This window comes from Pectobacterium parmentieri (assembly GCF_001742145.1).
GTDB lineage: Bacteria > Pseudomonadota > Gammaproteobacteria > Enterobacterales > Enterobacteriaceae > Pectobacterium > Pectobacterium parmentieri.
The window spans coordinates 4,156,518-4,176,920 of sequence record NZ_CP015749.1; the positions used below are offsets into that span (position 1 = coordinate 4,156,518).

General features: G+C 47.0%; 18 protein-coding genes, 2 tRNA genes, 3 rRNA genes and 1 pseudogene. 17 read left to right on the top strand and 7 right to left on the bottom strand.

Features of this window, described 5'->3' with window-relative positions; genetic code table 11:
* Nucleotides 1–316 precede the first annotated feature (316 nt).
* The 5 genes from A8F97_RS18840 to rrf all read left to right on the top strand — a co-directional run bounded on the left by A8F97_RS18840 (nt 317) and on the right by rrf (nt 5,512).
* A 16S ribosomal RNA gene (locus tag A8F97_RS18840) occupies nt 317–1,859 on the top strand.
* A 73-nt stretch (nt 1,860–1,932) separates the two neighbouring features.
* A tRNA-Ile gene (locus tag A8F97_RS18845) sits at nt 1,933–2,009 on the top strand.
* Between the two features lie 42 nt (nt 2,010–2,051).
* Nucleotides 2,052–2,127: transfer RNA gene (locus A8F97_RS18850), tRNA-Ala, on the top strand.
* A gap of 222 nt (nt 2,128–2,349) precedes the next feature.
* Nucleotides 2,350–5,257 (top strand): 23S ribosomal RNA (locus A8F97_RS18855).
* A 139-nt stretch (nt 5,258–5,396) separates the two neighbouring features.
* Nucleotides 5,397–5,512, top strand: a 5S ribosomal RNA gene (gene rrf / locus A8F97_RS18860).
* The 16S, 23S and 5S rRNA genes sit together here with 2 tRNA genes alongside, the layout of an rRNA operon.
* A 106-nt stretch (nt 5,513–5,618) precedes the next feature.
* On the opposite strand, the gene mobB is transcribed toward rrf, so the two are convergent.
* Together mobB and mobA are read right to left on the bottom strand one after the other, a co-directional pair.
* Nucleotides 5,619–6,140 (bottom strand): molybdopterin-guanine dinucleotide biosynthesis protein MobB, encoded by a 522-nt coding sequence (gene mobB, locus A8F97_RS18865; RefSeq protein WP_014702111.1) that lies wholly within the window; start codon nt 6,138–6,140, stop codon nt 5,619–5,621.
* Complete coding sequence (mobA, locus tag A8F97_RS18870) at nt 6,130–6,708, bottom strand: molybdenum cofactor guanylyltransferase MobA (RefSeq protein WP_033072412.1); 579 nt, start codon at nt 6,706–6,708, stop codon at nt 6,130–6,132. The genes mobB and mobA overlap by 11 nt, the downstream gene beginning before the upstream one ends.
* 213 nt (nt 6,709–6,921) lie before the next feature.
* On the opposite strand from mobA, the gene A8F97_RS18875 reads away from it, so the two are divergent.
* The 5 genes from A8F97_RS18875 (at nt 6,922) to spfP (ending at nt 12,280) form a co-directional block, all read left to right on the top strand.
* Nucleotides 6,922–7,191, top strand: a complete 270-nt coding sequence (locus A8F97_RS18875) for a YihD family protein (protein ID WP_014702109.1) — start codon at nt 6,922–6,924, stop codon at nt 7,189–7,191.
* Between the two features lie 78 nt (nt 7,192–7,269).
* The gene (locus tag A8F97_RS18880; RefSeq protein WP_033072413.1) at nt 7,270–8,256 is read left to right on the top strand and encodes a serine/threonine protein kinase; all 987 of its coding nucleotides are present in this window, start codon (nt 7,270–7,272) and stop codon (nt 8,254–8,256) included.
* A 24-nt stretch (nt 8,257–8,280) separates the two neighbouring features.
* The gene (gene dsbA, locus A8F97_RS18885) at nt 8,281–8,904 is read left to right on the top strand and encodes a thiol:disulfide interchange protein DsbA (protein ID WP_014702107.1); all 624 of its coding nucleotides are present in this window, start codon (nt 8,281–8,283) and stop codon (nt 8,902–8,904) included.
* Between the two features lie 376 nt (nt 8,905–9,280).
* Nucleotides 9,281–12,070, top strand: a complete 2,790-nt coding sequence (gene polA / locus A8F97_RS18890) for a DNA polymerase I (RefSeq protein ID WP_033072414.1) — start codon at nt 9,281–9,283, stop codon at nt 12,068–12,070.
* A 162-nt stretch (nt 12,071–12,232) separates the two neighbouring features.
* Complete coding sequence (gene spfP / locus A8F97_RS25345; RefSeq protein WP_071892919.1) at nt 12,233–12,280, top strand: small protein SpfP; 48 nt, start codon at nt 12,233–12,235, stop codon at nt 12,278–12,280.
* Nucleotides 12,281–12,484: 204 nt separating this feature from the next.
* Here the strand turns inward: spfP and yihA are convergent, their stop codons facing one another.
* Nucleotides 12,485–13,120: a ribosome biogenesis GTP-binding protein YihA/YsxC gene (gene yihA, locus A8F97_RS18895; protein ID WP_082218662.1), complete on the bottom strand. Its 636-nt coding sequence runs from the start codon at nt 13,118–13,120 to the stop codon at nt 12,485–12,487.
* A gap of 203 nt (nt 13,121–13,323) precedes the next feature.
* Here yihA and yihI point away from each other — a divergent pair, with 203 nt between their 5' ends.
* On the top strand, nt 13,324–13,881 hold the full coding sequence (gene yihI / locus A8F97_RS18900) for a Der GTPase-activating protein YihI (RefSeq protein ID WP_014702104.1): 558 nt from the start codon (nt 13,324–13,326) through the stop codon (nt 13,879–13,881).
* Between the two features lie 313 nt (nt 13,882–14,194).
* Nucleotides 14,195–15,568 (top strand): oxygen-independent coproporphyrinogen III oxidase, encoded by a 1,374-nt coding sequence (gene hemN, locus A8F97_RS18905; protein WP_014702103.1) that lies wholly within the window; start codon nt 14,195–14,197, stop codon nt 15,566–15,568.
* Here hemN and A8F97_RS25350 read toward each other — a convergent pair.
* Nucleotides 15,565–15,765, bottom strand: a pseudogene (locus tag A8F97_RS25350) (integrase core domain-containing protein); the annotation flags it as partial. The gene hemN and the pseudogene A8F97_RS25350 sit on opposite strands and share 4 nt — an antisense overlap.
* Nucleotides 15,766–15,787: 22 nt before the next feature.
* Nucleotides 15,788–16,003 (bottom strand): transposase, encoded by a 216-nt coding sequence (locus tag A8F97_RS25355; protein ID WP_050512699.1) that lies wholly within the window; start codon nt 16,001–16,003, stop codon nt 15,788–15,790.
* A 275-nt stretch (nt 16,004–16,278) separates the two neighbouring features.
* On the opposite strand from A8F97_RS25355, the gene A8F97_RS18920 reads away from it, so the two are divergent.
* The 5 genes from A8F97_RS18920 to A8F97_RS18935 are packed head-to-tail and all read left to right on the top strand — an operon-like array spanning nt 16,279 to nt 18,497.
* On the top strand, nt 16,279–16,587 hold the full coding sequence (locus A8F97_RS18920) for a hypothetical protein (RefSeq protein WP_127087984.1): 309 nt from the start codon (nt 16,279–16,281) through the stop codon (nt 16,585–16,587).
* A 29-nt stretch (nt 16,588–16,616) separates the two neighbouring features.
* Complete coding sequence (locus A8F97_RS18925) at nt 16,617–16,868, top strand: hypothetical protein (RefSeq protein WP_015731556.1); 252 nt, start codon at nt 16,617–16,619, stop codon at nt 16,866–16,868.
* Nucleotides 16,865–17,158 carry a 2Fe-2S iron-sulfur cluster-binding protein gene (locus A8F97_RS23595; protein WP_014702098.1) on the top strand — a complete coding sequence of 98 codons (294 nt, stop codon included), beginning with the start codon at nt 16,865–16,867 and terminating at the stop codon, nt 17,156–17,158. The genes A8F97_RS18925 and A8F97_RS23595 overlap by 4 nt, the downstream gene beginning before the upstream one ends.
* 30 nt (nt 17,159–17,188) lie before the next feature.
* Nucleotides 17,189–17,872: a hypothetical protein gene (locus A8F97_RS18930; protein ID WP_015731555.1), complete on the top strand. Its 684-nt coding sequence runs from the start codon at nt 17,189–17,191 to the stop codon at nt 17,870–17,872.
* Entirely contained in the window at nt 17,865–18,497 is a 633-nt protein-coding gene (locus tag A8F97_RS18935) for a DsbA family protein (RefSeq protein WP_015731554.1), read from the top strand. The genes A8F97_RS18930 and A8F97_RS18935 overlap by 8 nt, the downstream gene beginning before the upstream one ends.
* 211 nt (nt 18,498–18,708) lie before the next feature.
* Here the strand turns inward: A8F97_RS18935 and A8F97_RS24245 are convergent, their stop codons facing one another.
* Together A8F97_RS24245 and glnG are read right to left on the bottom strand one after the other, a co-directional pair.
* Nucleotides 18,709–18,846, bottom strand: a complete 138-nt coding sequence (locus A8F97_RS24245; protein ID WP_014702095.1) for a YshB family small membrane protein — start codon at nt 18,844–18,846, stop codon at nt 18,709–18,711.
* A 143-nt stretch (nt 18,847–18,989) separates the two neighbouring features.
* On the bottom strand, nt 18,990–20,402 hold the full coding sequence (gene glnG, locus A8F97_RS18940; RefSeq protein ID WP_005968248.1) for a nitrogen regulation protein NR(I): 1,413 nt from the start codon (nt 20,400–20,402) through the stop codon (nt 18,990–18,992).
* Nucleotide 20,403: the final 1 nt, after the last annotated feature.

The window sequence follows — 20,403 nt, forward strand, 5'->3', positions numbered from 1 at the left end:
CGAGAAGTCCCTATAATGCGCCTCCACTGACACGGCAACAGCGACACACCGTTGCGGTGACAGAAAAAAGATTTACTAAAGGCGGTCAGTAATGACTTGACTTTAAAGCGGATTAGCATAGTATATGCAGCCCGCGCCACCGAAGAAGTGGCACTGCTCTTTAACAATATAATCAGACAATCTGTGTGGGCACTCACAAGACCGTATCTTAACGATATAAAAAGTCTTGAAGAGTGAACAACAGTAAATTCATTACGAATAAACAGTTTTAATTCTTTGAGCATCGCTGACGAGTTCAGCAAATCAAACAAATCTTAAATTGAAGAGTTTGATCATGGCTCAGATTGAACGCTGGCGGCAGGCCTAACACATGCAAGTCGAGCGGTAGCACAGAAGAGCTTGCTCTTCGGGTGACGAGCGGCGGACGGGTGAGTAATGTCTGGGAAACTGCCTGATGGAGGGGGATAACTACTGGAAACGGTAGCTAATACCGCATAACGTCTTCGGACCAAAGAGGGGGACCTTCGGGCCTCTTGCCATCGGATGTGCCCAGATGGGATTAGCTAGTAGGTGAGGTAATGGCTCACCTAGGCGACGATCCCTAGCTGGTCTGAGAGGATGACCAGCCACACTGGAACTGAGACACGGTCCAGACTCCTACGGGAGGCAGCAGTGGGGAATATTGCACAATGGGCGCAAGCCTGATGCAGCCATGCCGCGTGTGTGAAGAAGGCCTTCGGGTTGTAAAGCACTTTCAGCGGGGAGGAAGGCGATAAGGTTAATAACCTTGTCGATTGACGTTACCCGCAGAAGAAGCACCGGCTAACTCCGTGCCAGCAGCCGCGGTAATACGGAGGGTGCAAGCGTTAATCGGAATGACTGGGCGTAAAGCGCACGCAGGCGGTCTGTTAAGTTGGATGTGAAATCCCCGGGCTTAACCTGGGAACTGCATTCAAAACTGACAGGCTAGAGTCTTGTAGAGGGGGGTAGAATTCCAGGTGTAGCGGTGAAATGCGTAGAGATCTGGAGGAATACCGGTGGCGAAGGCGGCCCCCTGGACAAAGACTGACGCTCAGGTGCGAAAGCGTGGGGAGCAAACAGGATTAGATACCCTGGTAGTCCACGCTGTAAACGATGTCGACTTGGAGGTTGTGCCCTTGAGGCGTGGCTTCCGGAGCTAACGCGTTAAGTCGACCGCCTGGGGAGTACGGCCGCAAGGTTAAAACTCAAATGAATTGACGGGGGCCCGCACAAGCGGTGGAGCATGTGGTTTAATTCGATGCAACGCGAAGAACCTTACCTACTCTTGACATCCACAGAATTCGGTAGAGATACCTTAGTGCCTTCGGGAACTGTGAGACAGGTGCTGCATGGCTGTCGTCAGCTCGTGTTGTGAAATGTTGGGTTAAGTCCCGCAACGAGCGCAACCCTTATCCTTTGTTGCCAGCACGTAATGGTGGGAACTCAAAGGAGACTGCCGGTGATAAACCGGAGGAAGGTGGGGATGACGTCAAGTCATCATGGCCCTTACGAGTAGGGCTACACACGTGCTACAATGGCGTATACAAAGAGAAGCGACCTCGCGAGAGCAAGCGGACCTCATAAAGTACGTCGTAGTCCGGATTGGAGTCTGCAACTCGACTCCATGAAGTCGGAATCGCTAGTAATCGTAGATCAGAATGCTACGGTGAATACGTTCCCGGGCCTTGTACACACCGCCCGTCACACCATGGGAGTGGGTTGCAAAAGAAGTAGGTAGCTTAACCTTCGGGAGGGCGCTTACCACTTTGTGATTCATGACTGGGGTGAAGTCGTAACAAGGTAACCGTAGGGGAACCTGCGGTTGGATCACCTCCTTACCAAAAAGATGTGTGTTAAGTGAAGTGCTCACACAGATTGTCTGATGAAAATAACGAGCAGAAATACCTTAATAGGCTTGTAGCTCAGGTGGTTAGAGCGCACCCCTGATAAGGGTGAGGTCGGTGGTTCAAGTCCACTCAGGCCTACCAACTCTTCCATGAGTGGTATCTAAGGTAACTGTAAGTAGAGACGGGGTTATAGCTCAGCTGGGAGAGCGCCTGCCTTGCACGCAGGAGGTCTGCGGTTCGATCCCGCATAGCTCCACCATCACTACTCGCTATGATAAAAAACATCAGAGTGTACCTGTTTGGGTGCACTGCGATGTTTTGCTCTTTAACAATCTGGAACAAGCTGAAAATTGAAACATGACGGCTGACAAAACACGATGACCTTCGGGTGCATCGTGATGCATCAGTCTGTCAATGAGTCTCTCAAATAATCGCAGCGCGAACGTGACCTTGATTTATTCAAGACACCTTCGGGTTGTGAGGTTAAGCGACTAAGCGTACACGGTGGATGCCTAGGCAGTCAGAGGCGATGAAGGGCGTGCTAATCTGCGATAAGCGTCGGTAAGCTGATATGAAGCGTTATACCCGACGATACCCGAATGGGGAAACCCAGTGTGTTTCGACACACTATCATTATGTGAATACATAGCGTAATGAGGCGAACCGGGGGAACTGAAACATCTCAGTACCCCGAGGAAAAGAAATCAACCGAGATTCCCCTAGTAGCGGCGAGCGAACGGGGAGGAGCCCAGAACCTGAATCAGTTTGTGTGTTAGTGGAAGCGTCTGGAAAGTCGCACAGTAAAGGGTGATAGTCCCGTACACAAAAATGCACAAGTTGTGAGTTCGATGAGTAGGGCGGGACACGTGACATCCTGTCTGAATATGGGGGGACCATCCTCCAAGGCTAAATACTCCTGACTGACCGATAGTGAACCAGTACCGTGAGGGAAAGGCGAAAAGAACCCCGGCGAGGGGAGTGAAATAGAACCTGAAACCGTGTACGTACAAGCAGTGGGAGCCTACTTGTTAGGTGACTGCGTACCTTTTGTATAATGGGTCAGCGACTTATATTCTGTAGCAAGGTTAACCGAATAGGGGAGCCGCAGGGAAACCGAGTCTTAACTGGGCGTTAAGTTGCAGGGTATAGACCCGAAACCCGGTGATCTAGCCATGGGCAGGTTGAAGGTTGGGTAACACTAACTGGAGGACCGAACCGACTAATGTTGAAAAATTAGCGGATGACTTGTGGCTGGGGGTGAAAGGCCAATCAAACCGGGAGATAGCTGGTTCTCCCCGAAAGCTATTTAGGTAGCGCCTCGTGAACTCATCTTCGGGGGTAGAGCACTGTTTCGGCTAGGGGGTCATCCCGACTTACCAACCCGATGCAAACTACGAATACCGAAGAATGTTATCACGGGAGACACACGGCGGGTGCTAACGTTCGTCGTGAAGAGGGAAACAACCCAGACCGCCAGCTAAGGTCCCAAAGTCATGGTTAAGTGGGAAACGATGTGGGAAGGCACAGACAGCCAGGATGTTGGCTTAGAAGCAGCCATCATTTAAAGAAAGCGTAATAGCTCACTGGTCGAGTCGGCCTGCGCGGAAGATGTAACGGGGCTAAACCATGCACCGAAGCTGCGGCAGCGACACTTAGGTGTTGTTGGGTAGGGGAGCGTTCTGTAAGCCGTTGAAGGTGGCCTGTGAGGGTTGCTGGAGGTATCAGAAGTGCGAATGCTGACATAAGTAACGATAATGCGGGTGAAAAACCCGCACGCCGGAAGACCAAGGGTTCCTGTCCAACGTTAATCGGGGCAGGGTGAGTCGACCCCTAAGGCGAGGCTGAAAAGCGTAGTCGATGGGAAACAGGTTAATATTCCTGTACTCGGTGTTACTGCGAAGGGGGGACGGAGAAAGCTAGGTTATCCGGGCGACGGTTGTCCCGGTTTAAGCGTGAAGGTGGGTGACTTAGGTAAATCCGGGTCATCGTTAACACTGAGGCGTGATGACGAGTCACTACGGTGATGAAGTAACCAATGCTACGCTTCCAGGAAAAGCCTCTAAGCTCCAGGTAACATCAAATCGTACCCCAAACCGACACAGGTGGTCAGGTAGAGAATACTCAGGCGCTTGAGAGAACTCGGGTGAAGGAACTAGGCAAAATGGTGCCGTAACTTCGGGAGAAGGCACGCTGGCGCGTAGGTGAAGTCCCTTGCGGATGGAGCTGAAGCCAGTCGCAGATACCAGCTGGCTGCAACTGTTTAATAAAAACACAGCACTGTGCAAACACGAAAGTGGACGTATACGGTGTGACGCCTGCCCGGTGCCGGAAGGTTAATTGATGGGGTCAGCCGCAAGGCGAAGCTCTTGATCGAAGCCCCGGTAAACGGCGGCCGTAACTATAACGGTCCTAAGGTAGCGAAATTCCTTGTCGGGTAAGTTCCGACCTGCACGAATGGCGTAATGATGGCCAGGCTGTCTCCACCCGAGACTCAGTGAAATTGAACTCGCTGTGAAGATGCAGTGTACCCGCGGCAAGACGGAAAGACCCCGTGAACCTTTACTATAGCTTGACACTGAACCTTGAGCCTTGATGTGTAGGATAGGTGGGAGGCTTTGAAGTGTGGACGCCAGTCTGCATGGAGCCAACCTTGAAATACCACCCTTTAATGTTTGATGTTCTAACGTAGGCCCGTGATCCGGGTTGCGGACAGTGTCTGGTGGGTAGTTTGACTGGGGCGGTCTCCTCCCAAAGCGTAACGGAGGAGCACGAAGGTTAGCTAATCCTGGTCGGACATCAGGAGGTTAGTGCAAAGGCATAAGCTAGCTTGACTGCGAGAGTGACAGCTCGAGCAGGTGCGAAAGCAGGTCTTAGTGATCCGGTGGTTCTGAATGGAAGGGCCATCGCTCAACGGATAAAAGGTACTCCGGGGATAACAGGCTGATACCGCCCAAGAGTTCATATCGACGGCGGTGTTTGGCACCTCGATGTCGGCTCATCACATCCTGGGGCTGAAGTAGGTCCCAAGGGTATGGCTGTTCGCCATTTAAAGTGGTACGCGAGCTGGGTTTAGAACGTCGTGAGACAGTTCGGTCCCTATCTGCCGTGGGCGTTGGAAGATTGAGAGGGGTTGCTCCTAGTACGAGAGGACCGGAGTGAACGCACCACTGGTGTACGGGTTGTGATGCCAATTGCATTGCCCGGTAGCTAAGTGCGGAAGAGATAACCGCTGAAAGCATCTAAGCGGGAAACTTGCCTCGAGATGAGTCTTCCCTGGACACTTGATGTCCCTGAAGGGCCGTTGAAGACGACGACGTAGATAGGCTGGGTGTGTAAGCGTAGCGATACGTTGAGCTAACCAGTACTAATGACCCGAGAGGCTTAACCTTACAACACCGAAGGTGTTTTGTGGGTGATGAAAGACTCATAGATTTTGATGTTCAGCTTGTTCAAAGATTGGTTCTGATGGTTGTACTGATGAGAAGCGAAAGCGACTTGGGTATGACGGTTGGAATGAAACAGAATTTGCCTGGCGGCGATAGCGCGGTGGTCCCACCTGACCCCATGCCGAACTCAGAAGTGAAACGCCGTAGCGCCGATGGTAGTGTGGGGTTTCCCCATGTGAGAGTAGGGAACTGCCAGGCATCAAATAAGTGGAAAGCCTCTGTCGAAAGACAGGGGCTTTTTGCTATGGAGAATTTTTTGCCCGGAAGACCATGAGGTTAGTATAAATAACAGCCTTCCCTGCACTTATAGACGGCTAGTTTGAAGCCATTGGTGGATAAAATTAGCCACTTGCTCTGGCTTATTGATATCAAGCACTGGCAGTATGGTATCTGTCTCGGAGTCTGCCGCAATCGCGATGACATATTCATCGATCAAATCATGCAACTCTCTGTCCAACGATTGACGAAATAGGGCTATTTTAGCGATTTTTTCGTGCTTAAAACCCTCAACCAGAACCAAATCGAGAGTTGATGCATCCATTTTCCCTGCCAGATCATAAATATCGGGTTCTTCCTGGTCAGGTGTTTCCGTCATCAATGCCCACCTTTCGCTGCTGGCAACAATGGTTTGTGCCGCTCCCGCCTTACGCAGTTCATAACTATCTTTGCCCGGTGTATCAATATCCATCCTATGATGCGTATGTTTAATTAATCCGACTCGAATGCCCCGATTAGCCAGCAGAGGGATGACGTGCTTAAGTAACGTTGTTTTACCTGTACCGCTGTAGGCGACAATAGCGAGTAAGGGCAAACGATTAGAGTTCACTGTGTTGATCCTCCCAGTTGGATAAATCCTCAGGTGAATTCAAATTGTGAAAGGCTTCCGGTTGATCGTTAAATAAAACGGTTTTTGCTCCGACCTGTTCCATAAATAGCATTAACTTACGATTTCCGAGATGTAGATAAGCTTCCAACGACTCAATAAGGTTTTTATTGATTAAGAGTAATGTGGGATGTGGACGTTCCCCATCGGTGGCATAAGCGGCATTTGCTTCCCCCCGCGCTTGCCATAAACGGTGTACCAGGTCGAGAGGAAAGGCAGGGACATCGCAAGGAACGAATATGACCCATTCGGACGTGGATGCATGTAATCCACTCAGGATACCTGCCAGCGGGCCTGGAAAGGTTGCATCAGAGTCACCAATAACTCGGTACCCGCTTTGTGCATACACATCCTGATTGCGGTTAGCGCTGATGATGATCTCATCGACCTGTGCTTTAAGCCGAGACAGCGCGTGTAAATATAGCGGCACACCGTTTAGCGCTATCAGACCTTTATCATGCCCACCCATGCGCGTTGCACGTCCACCCGCGAGAATAACGCCTGTAATCATTTCAATTGCCAATTATCTATGCCCACTTTTCTCTGTATCGAAAGCTCGTAAGGGAGAAACCATACATTATTCTCTGAAAACTTTCACAGAAGACCAAGTTCTTTCCTCATGTGCGCAAGGCTGTTATTTTTATCGCTATATGCTCAACATTGTTCAAGCTGTTTTCTACTTCTTGAAATTTATTGAGTACAAATCGTTTTTAAGGAGAAAAAAATGAAATGTCATCGTGTTAATGAGCTGATCGAGTTGCTGCATCCAGCCTGGCAAAAAGAGCCCGATTTAAACCTGGTGCAATTTTTACAAAACCTTGCACAGGAGGCGGGGTTCGAGGGGCAGTTAAATGAACTGACTGATGATATCCTTATTTACCATCTGAAAATGCGTAATGCAGATAAAGAACAAGTCATTCCCGGTCTGAAGAAGGACTACGAGGAAGATTTTAAAACAGCTTTGCTGCGTGCCCGTGGGGTTATTAAAGACTAGTGCAAAGGAATAACACGTTCATTATGTCAGCTATCGTGTGTAGTTATCGTATTCCATCTCTAATGATTTGTGGCTGCGATGAGTAGTTCAGTCTTTAATTTTCAGACGCTATTCCCAGATCTGATCATGGATGCCTTGCTGGGCGTTGGGTTGCGTGTTGATTCTGGCCTGACGGCGTTAAACAGCTATGAAAATCGCGTGTATCAGTTTGCGGATGAAGATCGTAAACGATTCGTGGTGAAATTTTATCGCCCTGAACGGTGGAGCGCAGCGCAAATTCAGGAAGAGCATATTTTTGCCCAGCAATTAGCGGAAGATGAAGTCCCTATTGTCGCACCCATTTTTCTTAATGGGCAGACTCTGAACGTCTATGAAGGGTTTCACTTTGCCGTATTCCCTAGCGTGGGTGGGCGGCAGTATGAAATGGATAATGAAGACCAGCTAGAGTGGGTCGGACGTTTTCTTGGACGAATTCACCAGACGGGGCAGAAATCGTTATTCTCCGAGCGCCCGACGATTGGGGTAAATGAATATTTGCATGAACCTTATCGTCTGCTGGAGACATGCCCGCTAATACCGAAAATACATCGACATGATTTTTTACAGGCAACCCATCAACTGATTGATACAGTTGAGACTTATTGGCACAGCGACTGGCGTCCATTGCGTCTGCATGGTGATTGTCACCCAGGAAATATTTTGTGGCGTGATGGCCCGCTATTTGTGGATTTGGATGATGCCCGCAATGGCCCGGCAATACAGGATTTATGGATGCTGTTGCATGGCGATCGTCGTGAACAGCGTATTCAACTGGATATCTTGTTAGAAGCCTATAGCGAATTTGCGGATTTTCAGGAGAAAGAACTGGCGTTGATTGAACCCCTTCGTGCGATGCGGCAGGTTTATTATCTGGCCTGGGTTGCGCGTCGCTGGGAAGACCCTGCTTTTCCGAAAAATTTCCCTTGGATGACGGATGCCGATTTCTGGTTGAAGCAAACGGCAATATTTATTGGGCAAACTCAGTTGTTGCAGGAACCTCCTCTACAGCTAATGCCAATGTACTGAAATTAAATGGAGAGAGTTAAGTTTATGAAAAAATTATGGCTTGCGCTGATTGGCGTCGTTCTGGCATTTAGTGCTTCTGCTGCAGAATTTTCTGACGGTAAGCAATATGTAGAATTAGATAAACCTGCAGCCCAAGAGCCTCAGGTTCTTGAGTTTTTTTCATTCTATTGCCCGCACTGCTATCAGTTTGAGCAGGTTTATCATGTCCCGGATGCAGTAAAAAAGGCGCTGCCAGAAGGGACAAAGATGACACGCTATCATGTGAATTTTTTGGGCACATTGGGTAAAAATCTGACTCAGGCTTGGGCTGTTGCTATGGCGCTGGGCGTAGAAGATAAAATTACCCCGCTGATGTTTGATGCGGTTCAGAAAACACAGACCGTACAAAAACCGGAAGATATTCGCGCAGTCTTTGTGGAAGCTGGTGTAACTGCGGAAGAGTTTGATAGTGCTCTGAATAGCTTTGTTGTGAAGTCTCTGGTTGCTCAACAGGAAAAAGCTGCTGCAGATTTGCAATTACGTGGTGTTCCAGCGATGTTCGTTAATGGTAAATATATGATCAAGAGCGATGGTCTTGATACTAGCTCAATGGACGCTTACGTAAAACAGTATGCTGATGTGGTGAAATTCCTTATTACTAAAAAGTAATCACTTATGAGCCATGCGGGTTAACCGCATGGCTTTATACCTTCAAGCCGTTTACTTTCTTATCTTTTATATCTCACCGTCTACAATCTCTATTTATCTTTTCGTTTATATCCACAAACTGGATGACGGATTATCATGCCGTAAAAATAAATGATTTATATTATAACCCAATGAAATTAATCAATATAAAATAAATCCATTAGATAAAAGGAGAAATTAATAATTACGTGAATAAAACTACTCACAAACTTATCCACAGGAAGATCTTGCGAGGATCCATGAAAAATCAACCAATATCTTACGTTAAGGATCGTCTCTTCCTCCGACCTATGGCATGCTTAGTGCTATGACAGACTAACAACGATCACGGCAGGTTATGGCTCAGATTGCAGAAAATCCCTTAATACTGGTAGACGGTTCATCTTATTTGTATCGTGCCTATCACGCTTTTCCACCGTTAACAAACAGCGCGGGGGAAGCCACCGGTGCAATGTATGGCGTATTGAATATGCTACGCAGTTTGTTGCAGCAATATAGCCCCAGCCATGTTGCCGTTGTTTTTGATGCAAAAGGGAAAACGTTTCGCGACGAGTTGTTTGAAAACTATAAAGCTCACCGCCCACCTATGCCGGAGGATTTACGCGAACAGATCGAGCCTCTGCATAATATGGTGAAAGCGATGGGGTTACCACTTCTGGCGGTTTCTGGCGTAGAAGCGGACGATGTGATTGGTACACTCGCAGTGCAGGCGGAAAAAGCCGGGAAGTCGGTGCTGATTAGCACTGGCGATAAAGATATGGCACAACTGGTGACGCCGAGCGTAACGCTCATTAATACCATGAACAACACCATTCTTGGCCCACAGGAAGTGTGTGATAAATACGGTATTCCTCCAGAGCTGATTATCGATTTCCTTGCGCTGATGGGGGATGCATCGGATAACATTCCTGGTGTGCCTGGCGTTGGGGAGAAAACCGCCCAGGCGCTACTGCAAGGGCTCGGCGGGCTGGATTCGCTGTATGCAAATCTCGATAAAATTGCTGGGCTTTCCTTCCGTGGTGCGAAAACCATGGCGCCGAAGCTGGAACAACATAAAGAAGTGGCCTACCTCTCTTATCAGCTTGCCACTATTAAAACGGATGTTGAGCTTGAACTCAGTTGCGATCAGCTCACTGTTAACGAGCTGGATGTGGATGAGCTGCATCGTCTCTTTTCCCGTTATGAATTTAAACGCTGGTTATCAGATATTGAATCAGGCACCTGGATGCAGGGTAAAAAGAGCAGCCAGCCTGTTCAGACTGTGAATAATGCGGTGGTTGAGCAGGCGGTTGAAGAAGATAACGCACCTACGCTGTCTGCCGATGGTTATGTCACGATCCTTGATGAAAAAACGCTGTTGGATTGGGGTGAGCGTTTAAAACTGGCTGATGTTTTCGCTTTTGATACGGAAACTGATGGGCTGGATACGCTCACTGCTAATCTGATTGGTTTGTCATTTGCGATTAAGCCAGGCGAAGCGGCTTATTTACCGTTGGCACATGATTATCTGGATGCGCCGGATCAATTGGATCGTGCCACGGTATTGGCCTTGTTAAAACCGCTGCTGGAAGATGAGAAGCTGCTTAAGATTGGTCAGAATCTCAAATTTGATAAAGGCGTGATGCAGCGGTATGACATCGATTTACGCGGCATCGCGTTTGATACCATGCTGGAATCTTACGTGCTCGACAGCGTGGCGGGTCGTCACGATATGGACAGCTTGGCCGAGCGCTATCTGAAACACAAAACCATTACCTTTGAAGAGATCGCGGGTAAAGGAAAAAATCAACTGACGTTCAATCAGATTGCATTGGAACAGGCTGGGCCGTATGCGGCCGAGGATGCGGACGTTACGCTGCATCTGCATCAGACACTGTGGGGGAAACTCCAGCCGCATGCCGATCTGTGTCAGGTCTTCCAAACCATCGATATGCCGCTGGTTCCTGTTTTATCCCGCATCGAGCGTACTGGCGTGCTGATCGATCCTGCAATTCTGGCGGAACACTCAAAAGAGCTAACAACCCGTCTGGCGGAATTGGAAATACAAGCCTATGAGTTGGCGGGCGAAGAGTTCAATCTCTCATCGACCAAGCAGCTACAGGGAATTCTGTATGAAAAACAAAAGCTGCCGATTCTGAAGAAAACGCCAAAAGGTGCACCGTCAACCAATGAGGAAGTGCTGGCTGAACTGGCGCTGGATTACCCTCTGCCGAAGCTAATCCTTGAATACCGAGGGTTGGCCAAGCTGAAATCGACTTACACCGATAAGTTGCCGCTGATGATCAATCCGGCGACGAAGCGCGTGCATACCTCTTATCATCAGGCTGTTACTGCAACTGGACGTTTGTCTTCCAGCGATCCTAACCTGCAAAACATCCCGGTGCGTAACGATGAGGGACGCCGTATTCGTCAGGCATTCATTGCGCCTAAAGGTTATAGCATTGTTGCGGCTGACTACTCGCAAATCGAACTGCGTATTATGGCGCATCTATCGGGTGATGAAGGGTTGTTGAATGCGTTCGCAAACGGGCTGGATATCCACCGGGCAACGGCGTCAGAAGTGTTTGGCATCGCGTTGGATAAGGTGACATCAGAACAGCGTCGTAGTGCGAAAGCGATCAACTTCGGTCTGATCTACGGCATGAGCGCGTTTGGTTTGTCGCGTCAGTTGAACATCCCCCGTAGCGAATCGCAGAAATACATGAACCTGTATTTTGAGCGTTATCCTGGTGTGCAGGATTACATGGAGCGGACGCGCCAACAGGCCGCGGAGCATGGCTATGTGTCTACATTGGATGGTCGCCGTCTCTATTTACCAGATATCCACTCGCGTAATGCTATGGCGCGTAAAGGCGCGGAACGTGCGGCGATTAATGCCCCGATGCAGGGCACCGCTGCCGATATTATTAAGAAAGCGATGATCGCGATTGACGATTGGCTACAGAAAGACGCGCCAAAGGTGAAGATGATCATGCAGGTTCACGATGAGTTGGTTTTCGAGATTGATGATTCGATTGTTGAAGAATCTATTAGTAAAATCAAAGTATTAATGGAAGGTTGTATGCAATTGAATGTTCCGTTGCAGGTAGACATCGGTACAGGTATGAACTGGGATCAAGCCCATTAATGGCCGATTCTTGCGCTATTTTTGTAATTAAATAACAGTATTGTGTGACCTGGTTTAACTTTGTGTAATCGATAACCATTTTCTATGAAAGTAAACAACAAAAAAGCCTTTGTTCCCGCGAAAAAATAGGGTAGAGTTAAAGACGTAGGGTACAGAGGTAAGATGTTCTATCTTTCAGACCTTTTACTTCACGTAATCGGATTTGGCTGAATATTAGCCGCCCCGCTCAGTTTTGAGCGGGGCGTTTTTTATGGGCTTTATTCAGCGTTTTACCCTCAAAACGCTGGCAACTGTGTGACATACTGCGATGTGTTCGCATGCTTTCAGGTGTGAAAAGAACGAGTCTGGTGGGGTATCGTCGAGGGAAAGTGATGGCGTGATGCGAGTGATGGCACTCTGCACCACGCGAAAGGATTATTCAGCGTCTTGTTCTTCTACAATGTGTTGCAAGGTATTGAACCAGTTATCTAATTTCTGCCGTAGTTTATCGACGCCGATTTTTTTCAGTGACGAAAATGCCTCGACCTGAATATCACCCATAAATGGCGCGACAGCTTCGCGAACCATATGCAACTGTGTCTTACGTGCGCCTGAAGCCAGCTTATCGGCTTTGGTCAGCAGTACTAAGACCGGAAGTTTGACATCGACTGCCCACTGAATCATTTGCTGATCGAGATCTTTCAGCGGATGACGAATATCCATCAGCACAACCAGACCCTTCAGGCTGTTACGCTTTTGCAGGTATTCACCGAGCGCACGTTGCCATTTGATCTTCATTTGCTCCGGTACTTCGGCATAGCCGTAGCCGGGAAGGTCGACTAAACGCACGCCGTCAGCTACCTGAAACAGGTTGATCAACTGGGTACGACCCGGCGTTTTACTGGTTCGTGCCAGGCTCTTCTGGTTGGTCAGCGTATTCAGCGCGCTGGATTTTCCGGCGTTAGAACGCCCAGCAAAGGCCACTTCAATACCGCTATCTGTTGCCAGGTGGCGAATATCCGGGGCGCTGATGATAAAACGCGTCATGTGATAGTTATATTGCTGGGTCACGATCGTTATCTCTGTCTGGATCTCTGTCTGGTTGGGGATTATACCTGTAACTGACAATAAAGGCGGTTTTATCTGCCTTAAAGTGCAGCAGACTGATATGAAAAGAAAAGCTCATCCGCCTGATGTGAGCGCTTTTTTCTTACCCAGCTTTCTGCTAGATTCCGCCGCACTTCCCTTATATCTGTGTACCTGAGAACAACATTATGAACCGACCTGTCAAAGGGGCTGCCGATAAGGCAGGAAAACCTAAAGTAAAAAGAAAAACCCGCGAAGAACTGGAGCGCGAAGCTCGTGAGCGGAAAAGAGATAAAAAACGTCGTGGCCATGCAGCGGGCAGCCGAACTCAGGAAAAATCGTCTACCGATCAGAATTCTGGCCAACGTAAAGTCGCCGATCCGCGTATTGGTAGTAAAAAGCCTGTACAGCTTGGCGTGTTGGATAGCGCTATCGCTAAACCGAAGCCTAAGTCGAAGCCTTCTGAGCCTGTGGAGAAGGTCGTTGCTGCCAAGCCGACAATGTCTCCAGAAGAAGAGCTGGCAATGTTAGAAAACGATCCGCGTTTGGATGCTTTGTTGGATCGCTTGGATAGCGGCGAAACGCTGAGTGCCAAAGATCAGTCATGGGTTGACGAAACGCTGGATCGTATCGATATCCTGATGGAAGAGCTTGGAATCGAGCTGGGTGATGATGATGACGAAGAAGAGCAACAGGAAGACATGTTGCAGCTTTTAAAACGTAATAACCCGAAAGACGCGTTCTAATCAATGAAATGGCTGTTTCTGTTCCTGATATTGCTGGTTGCGTTTTATCTGCTCTGTCTGTTCAGTAAACTATGGCTATTGTCGAAGCGTAAGCACCGGCTGCATCGCGCCCTGTTTAACGGGCGCGTGAATCAGGTGCGGCGCCCAAGACAAGAACATAGGAAACGTTTTTGAACGCCGCCCTGTAGTGCTGCGAGTCATCAGGGATGAGCAAGTAGCGAAATGCCGGGAGCGCTTTTGAACGCCGTTTTTTGGTGATCTGAAGGAGGGGAAGGATAACCCACCGAGTAAAAACTGGAAGGAGTGAGCGAATATGTCGATACCGTCCGTTGACTGGGATCTGGCCCTGATTCAAAAATATAACTATTCTGGGCCGCGTTATACGTCTTATCCCACAGCGTTAGAATTCAGCGAAGCTTATGGTGAGCCTGCGTTTCAGCATGCCATTGCCCGTTATCCGCAGCGGCCTCTGTCGCTGTATATCCACATCCCTTTTTGCCACCGGCTGTGCTATTTCTGCGGCTGTAATAAGCTGGTTACGCGTCAGCAGCATAAAGCGGATGAATACCTTGATGTGCTGGAACTGGAAATTCGCCAGCGTGCGCCGCTATTTGTCGGACGCACGGTGACGCAATTGCATTGGGGCGGCGGTACGCCGACCTACCTGAATAAAGTACAAATCAGCCGACTGATGTCGTTACTACGCGAGCTGTTCTCTTTTTCCGAGCAGGCGGAGTTGTCGCTTGAAGTTGACCCGCGGGAAATTGAATTGGACGTTCTCGACCATCTGCGTGCCGAAGGGTTTAACCGCCTTAGCATGGGGGTGCAGGATTTTAATAAAGACGTTCAGAAGCTGGTCAACCGTGAGCAGGATGAAGACTTTATTTTTGCCCTTATTGAACGGGCAAAGGCGCTGGGTTTCACCTCAACCAATATTGATTTGATTTACGGCCTGCCGAAACAAACGCCGGAGAGCTTCGCCTTTACGCTACAGCGCGTTGCTGAATTAAGCCCGCATCGGCTTAGCGTTTTTAACTATGCGCATTTGCCTAGCCTGTTTGCAGCACAGCGTAAGATTAAAGACGCTGATTTACCGAGTGCAGAACAAAAACTGGATATTCTGCAACAGACGATAGGATCGCTGACGCAATCGGGTTACCAGTTTATCGGTATGGATCACTTTGCTCGCCCGGACGATGAGCTGGCGGTGGCGCAGCGAGAAGGGAAGTTGCATCGTAATTTCCAGGGTTATACGACGCAGGGTGATAGCGATCTGCTTGGTATGGGCGTTTCGGCGATTAGTATGATCGGTGATAGTTATGCCCAGAACCAGAAAGAGTTAAAGCAGTATTATGCGCAGGTCAAAGACAAAGGAAATGGTCTGTGGCGTGGATTACAACTGACGCGTGATGATTGTCTCCGCCGCGATGTGATTAAGACGCTGATCTGTAATTTCCAACTCAGTTATGCGCCGATTGAAACGGAATACGCTATCGATTTTAAAACCTACTTTGAGCAGGATTTAGCGTTATTGGCACCGCTGGTGGCCGATGGGCTGGTCGATAGTCAGGAAGGCGGGCTGGTGGTGACACCGAAGGGACGTTTGCTGATCCGCAATATCTGCATGTGCTTTGACGTCTATTTACGTAGCAAGCTCAGAACGCAGCAATTTTCCCGCGTGATTTAGTTTTTTTGATCTCCTCTCACTATCGGTGCCAGGCTAAATAAGAGATCCGGGGCGTTTTTCAGACTTCGAGCAAATTCCGTCGGAGTCTGGTTATTTAATGAGGAATGTGGTCTTTGCTGGTTATATTCCTGTCGCCAGCGTTCGACCTTTTCCTGCGCATCTTCCAGTGACAGGAACCCGTGAATGTTCAGACACTTCATCACCGCGACCACATCATCCTCACGCAACCCATGCTCCTGCACTGGTCTGTTGCACTGACTGCCGGACGCGCACGTCGGTGTCCGTCACTCCCATGCAACCGAACTTCTTTTTCCAATTGTAAAAGGTGGCTTCTGAAATCCTCATCTTTCTGCAGACTGTCTCTAGCCGTGTGTCAGTTTCGGCCTTCTTTAGGAAAAATGTAATTTTTTCTTCGGTATAACGTGTCTTTTTCATGCCGGATGACTTCTTTTTTTATGGAGAAGACGAGCCGAAAACGCTACTTTACGCGGGTACTGAATAAAGGAAAGATATCAGTAGAAGAGATCTCATTTCTTGATGTTTTAAAATAATTTAAGATTAATCGTTGAATTGCTATTTTGCAAATCACAGGATTATCTAAATATAATATTTTTTTATTTGGTTTTTTATTCTGCTTTATGTTGGTTGATTTTACATTTTTTTACTATATGATGATTAAGATTTTCGTTTTTAGCATAAAAGGAGTTTATGTGATGATTCGTGCTTTTTTATTTATTTCAATTTTTACTTTTCCTCTCTCGTCATACGCTATCGATTCTGTGCCAGAAATCGTTAATATTAAAAATGATCAAAAAATAAATTTCAAAAAAACGGATTATTATTCGTTTGAGAAAATTTTTTTTCTAAAAAATAAAAAGGATATTATTAATCTTTCCTCAAGGAAAGATGAGTGCATAGAGGATTGCTGGAGTTTTACCTTGCCTTCAAGACGGGGTGATGCCTTTGAATTTAATAACTGCGTCAATGATTGTATGGGGTTTAATTTAGACGTATGTTGATTTTCTTATAAATTTGGATTTTTAGTAAAATGATAACTGATAAAGATATTGCAAAAAATTTAGTTGAAAGATATATGAGCATAACTAATGATATGTACGATGATGTGAATAATTTGCAAGGTAAAATTCCAGGCGAAGAGCATAAGGAGCTAAGGAAGGCTATAGGGAATATCATCGTAGATATATTTGATAATGTTATTAACCGTATTTCAGAAGAGCATGAAGATATAATTTTATGTGATATAAATGACTGTATTAAAAATAAAAAGGTTGAAAAATGACTGTCTATAAAATTTCACTGATTAATTGTATGGAACAAACAGATATAGAGTGCTCCGATGATGAATATATCATCGATGCTGCAGAAAAAGCAGGTGTTGAACTTCCGTATAGTTGTAGGGCTGGAGCATGCTCTACTTGCGTGTGTCTTGCGATCTCGGGAACTTATGATAACTCTGATCAGTCTTTTTTAGATGATGAGCAAATTAGTAAAGGATACCTTTTGGCATGTACTGCATATCCAACCTCTGATGTAACCATGTATACTCATTTGGAAAAGAATTTATATTAATGTAAATCAATATAAAAATTAAAGGATATCATGAAAAGAAGACAGTTTTTGTTATCAGGTTTTCTCTCTGGATTGATGTTGAGCCTTTTGGGAAGCAGTTTTACTGCTTTAGCCTCTTTGGTTGAATCATCTATAAAAATAAAAGGAATATTAAGGCCAGATAAAAATAAAACGATAAGAAAAATCAATAAATTCTTTTTTCAAAGAGAGATATACGAATACGTAGAACCTGTAAATAAAGATAACTATATAAAATTTCATATTAAAGTTTTGAACAATAAAAAAAAGGGGGCGGCACTTTTAGGTGCTCGAGTAGGGGTGTGTAATTCAGACGCTTTCAAATCGAGTAATGGTAAAATAGGGTCCGCTGACAATACTAATATTCTATGGTTTACTGTTCAGGATGAGAATTTTTTCAGTTTCTTTCTAAGAAAACCCAGTTTAGTTGTTAAATCAAATAAAATAATGAACCCAATAGATTTCTTAATAATCAAAGATGAAAAAATCTCCATTTCGAGAGTTAATATTAATGACGATTTTCCGAGTAAAATCGATCCTCAGAATGAGTATAGCTTGTACGCCTATTCTTTAACGGATAAAATATTAGATACCTATGGACAGCCCATAGATAAGCCTATTGAAGATATTCAAATTCATAAGCTGGATGGTTTATCTCAAGCTGTTATAGAATTTATGGTTGATGATAATGAATAAGTTAGCCGGTTTTTTTATGGTGTTTTATCTTAGTTTGTTTTCTTTTTCATCTTCGGGAAGTGGTTTAGTTATTTCTGGTGGGGTTTTTCAAGAAGTTAAAAACATAGAATATAAAAATGAAAGTTATCTTTTTTATAATTTCGCATGTGGAAAATGTTATAGAGTTCACCAGGAATTTGTCTTAAACAAATATGAATTAGACAATATAAAGATAAAACCTGTTGATAAGTCCGATTCGGAAATATCAAAAAACGCAGCTATTTTATTCATTATGGCAGAATCGCAAGGTAATGATCCCTATTATTTGGCCTTGAAAATATTTCAAATCATTCATTCCCCTTTACCATGGGAATATGAAAAATACAGGAAGCTATCAACACTAGAAGGAATGACGAATTTTTATATAGATTTAGGCATGCCAATTGAAAAAATGTCTACTTATCTCTCTGATGCAGAGAAAGTTTTATCTAAAAATAACGAGTTTTCAAAATCACTAAGTGTAGTCGGTACCCCTGCGGCGATTGTTTATAATAAATGGTTAACACAAGGTCTTCCTAAAGAAGTTGGGAGGGAGGCTGTGTTTATTTCTTCCATCAAAACAGCGTTAGTTAAGTTTAAACAATAGAAGCAGTTATAATTTCTAAAAAACAGCCAGTCGATGTTAACACCGACTGGCTGCTCTCAAACGTTCATACCCGTCATATTTCAAGTTGCAGGTGTGTTGGCTGCGCTACTCGGCCCACTTTCGTGGATCTCGCCCTAGCGGGCCAACGCTTTGCGTTGTTCAAAACGCTAGCGTTTTGTTCTGAAACTCGAATTATTTAGGGTATATAGGATTAACTAAAGAAGTTAATCAGTGCGGCACACAAAACGGCGGCAATAGCCGTCTGCGGTGAATGGCTTGCCACAGAACCAATTTCAGCGCCGTGTGTTGCAACGGAAAGTGTCGCCGCAGAAATCAATGAGTCCAGCATGGTATTCCTCCCGAATCAGCGACACGATCATACTGCTGACTCAAGGCAAGTAAAGGACAAATTAGTGACAATTTCGTGCGCCAGATTGTATTTTTTATCACCAGATTGTTTGTTAACAATTGAGTAATAAAAAAGCAATCTCGCTACTCCATTCCCAGCTCTTTTAATTTACGCGTCAGGGTATTTCTGCCCCATCCCAGCAATCTTGCTGCTTCCTGTTTATGCCCCTGGGTATGCCGCAGTGCCGTTGTCAGTAGCGTTCTTTCCATTTCGGGTTGGGCCTCCGCCAGCAGATTCTGATGACCGGAACGCAGCGCGCGGTCGGCCCATTGTGCCAATAGCGTGGCCCAACTGTCTGGCAGAATATGCACGGTGGAATCGGGCGCAGTGGTCTCGAACAGCTCAGGCGGCAGATCTTGAATCAGCACTTCCTGACCCGCGGCCATGACTGTCAACCAGCGGCAGGTATTCTCCAATTGGCGAACGTTGCCGGGCCACGGTAAACGAGTTAGCGCCGTTTCCGCTTCCTGATGCAAATTCTTCGGCTCGACGCCCAGCTCTTTGGCTGTGGCCTGCAAGAAATAACGCGCCAGACGGGGGATATCTTCCCGACGCTCACGCAGCGGCGGCAGATGAACGCGGATCACATTCAGGCGGTGAAACAGGTCATCACGGAATTTGCCTTCCTGCACGCGCTGTTCAAGATTTTGGTGCGTTGCCGCAATAATACGGACATCCACTTTCACTGCTGCATAGCCGCCAACGCGATAAAATTGCCCGTCTGCCAATACACGCAATAGACGTGTTTGTACGTCTAGCGGCATATCGCCGATTTCATCCAGAAAGAGCGTACCGCCATCGGCCTGCTCAAAGCGGCCCTGACGGATCTGGTTCGCGCCTGTAAACGCGCCTTTTTCATGGCCGAACAGTTCTGATTCGATCAGATCTTTAGGAATAGCGGCCATATTCAGGGCGATGAAAGGGGCTTTGGTGCGCGGGCTATGGCGATGCAGGGCGTGTGCCACTAGCTCTTTACCTGTTCCCGATTCACCGTTAATCAGCACGCTGATCGATGAGCGAGACAGACGACCGATGATGCGAAAGACATCCTGCATCGCAGGAGCTTCGCCGATAATGTCCGTTGTCGGACCATTGATCGGTTGGTTGCGTACCGGCTGTTGCTGCTCCAGATAATGGCTGATTGCACGTTCAACCAGCGCAACGGCCTCATCAATATCAAACGGTTTCGGCAAATAGTCGAACGCACCCTGTTGATAAGCGCTAACGGCAGCATCCAGATCGGAATGTGCCGTCATAATGATGACCGGGAGCATCGGGTGACGCTGTTTGATTTGCTGTAAGAGCGCTAATCCATCCATCCCTGGCATGCGGATGTCGGACAGCAGAACGTCGGGCGTTTGTGTCGCCAGCGCATGCAGTACCTGATTTCCGTTCTCAAAGGTTGCGCAGGTTAAGCCCGCACCAGCAAGCGCGCGCTCAAGCACCCAACGGATGGAGCTATCGTCATCAACAATCCAGACTATCCCTCGTTGCATT

What these genes read in the sequence shown, in the direction of transcription:
- hemN (WP_014702103.1), top strand. Translation starts at nt 14,195, where the DNA reads ATGTCGATACCGTCCGTTGACTGGGATCTGGCCCTGATTCAAAAATAT.
- polA (WP_033072414.1), top strand. Translation starts at nt 9,281, where the DNA reads ATGGCTCAGATTGCAGAAAATCCCTTAATACTGGTAGACGGTTCATCT.
- A8F97_RS18925 (WP_015731556.1), top strand. Translation starts at nt 16,617, where the DNA reads ATGATAACTGATAAAGATATTGCAAAAAATTTAGTTGAAAGATATATG.
- glnG (WP_005968248.1), bottom strand. Translation starts at nt 20,402, where the DNA reads ATGCAACGAGGGATAGTCTGGATTGTTGATGACGATAGCTCCATCCGT.
- yihI (WP_014702104.1), top strand. Translation starts at nt 13,324, where the DNA reads ATGAACCGACCTGTCAAAGGGGCTGCCGATAAGGCAGGAAAACCTAAA.
- A8F97_RS18875 (WP_014702109.1), top strand. Translation starts at nt 6,922, where the DNA reads ATGAAATGTCATCGTGTTAATGAGCTGATCGAGTTGCTGCATCCAGCC.
- A8F97_RS25355 (WP_050512699.1), bottom strand. Translation starts at nt 16,003, where the DNA reads ATGAAAAAGACACGTTATACCGAAGAAAAAATTACATTTTTCCTAAAG.
- A8F97_RS18930 (WP_015731555.1), top strand. Translation starts at nt 17,189, where the DNA reads ATGAAAAGAAGACAGTTTTTGTTATCAGGTTTTCTCTCTGGATTGATG.
- dsbA (WP_014702107.1), top strand. Translation starts at nt 8,281, where the DNA reads ATGAAAAAATTATGGCTTGCGCTGATTGGCGTCGTTCTGGCATTTAGT.
- A8F97_RS18880 (WP_033072413.1), top strand. Translation starts at nt 7,270, where the DNA reads ATGAGTAGTTCAGTCTTTAATTTTCAGACGCTATTCCCAGATCTGATC.
- A8F97_RS23595 (WP_014702098.1), top strand. Translation starts at nt 16,865, where the DNA reads ATGACTGTCTATAAAATTTCACTGATTAATTGTATGGAACAAACAGAT.
- A8F97_RS24245 (WP_014702095.1), bottom strand. Translation starts at nt 18,846, where the DNA reads ATGCTGGACTCATTGATTTCTGCGGCGACACTTTCCGTTGCAACACAC.
- mobA (WP_033072412.1), bottom strand. Translation starts at nt 6,708, where the DNA reads ATGATTACAGGCGTTATTCTCGCGGGTGGACGTGCAACGCGCATGGGT.
- A8F97_RS18935 (WP_015731554.1), top strand. Translation starts at nt 17,865, where the DNA reads ATGAATAAGTTAGCCGGTTTTTTTATGGTGTTTTATCTTAGTTTGTTT.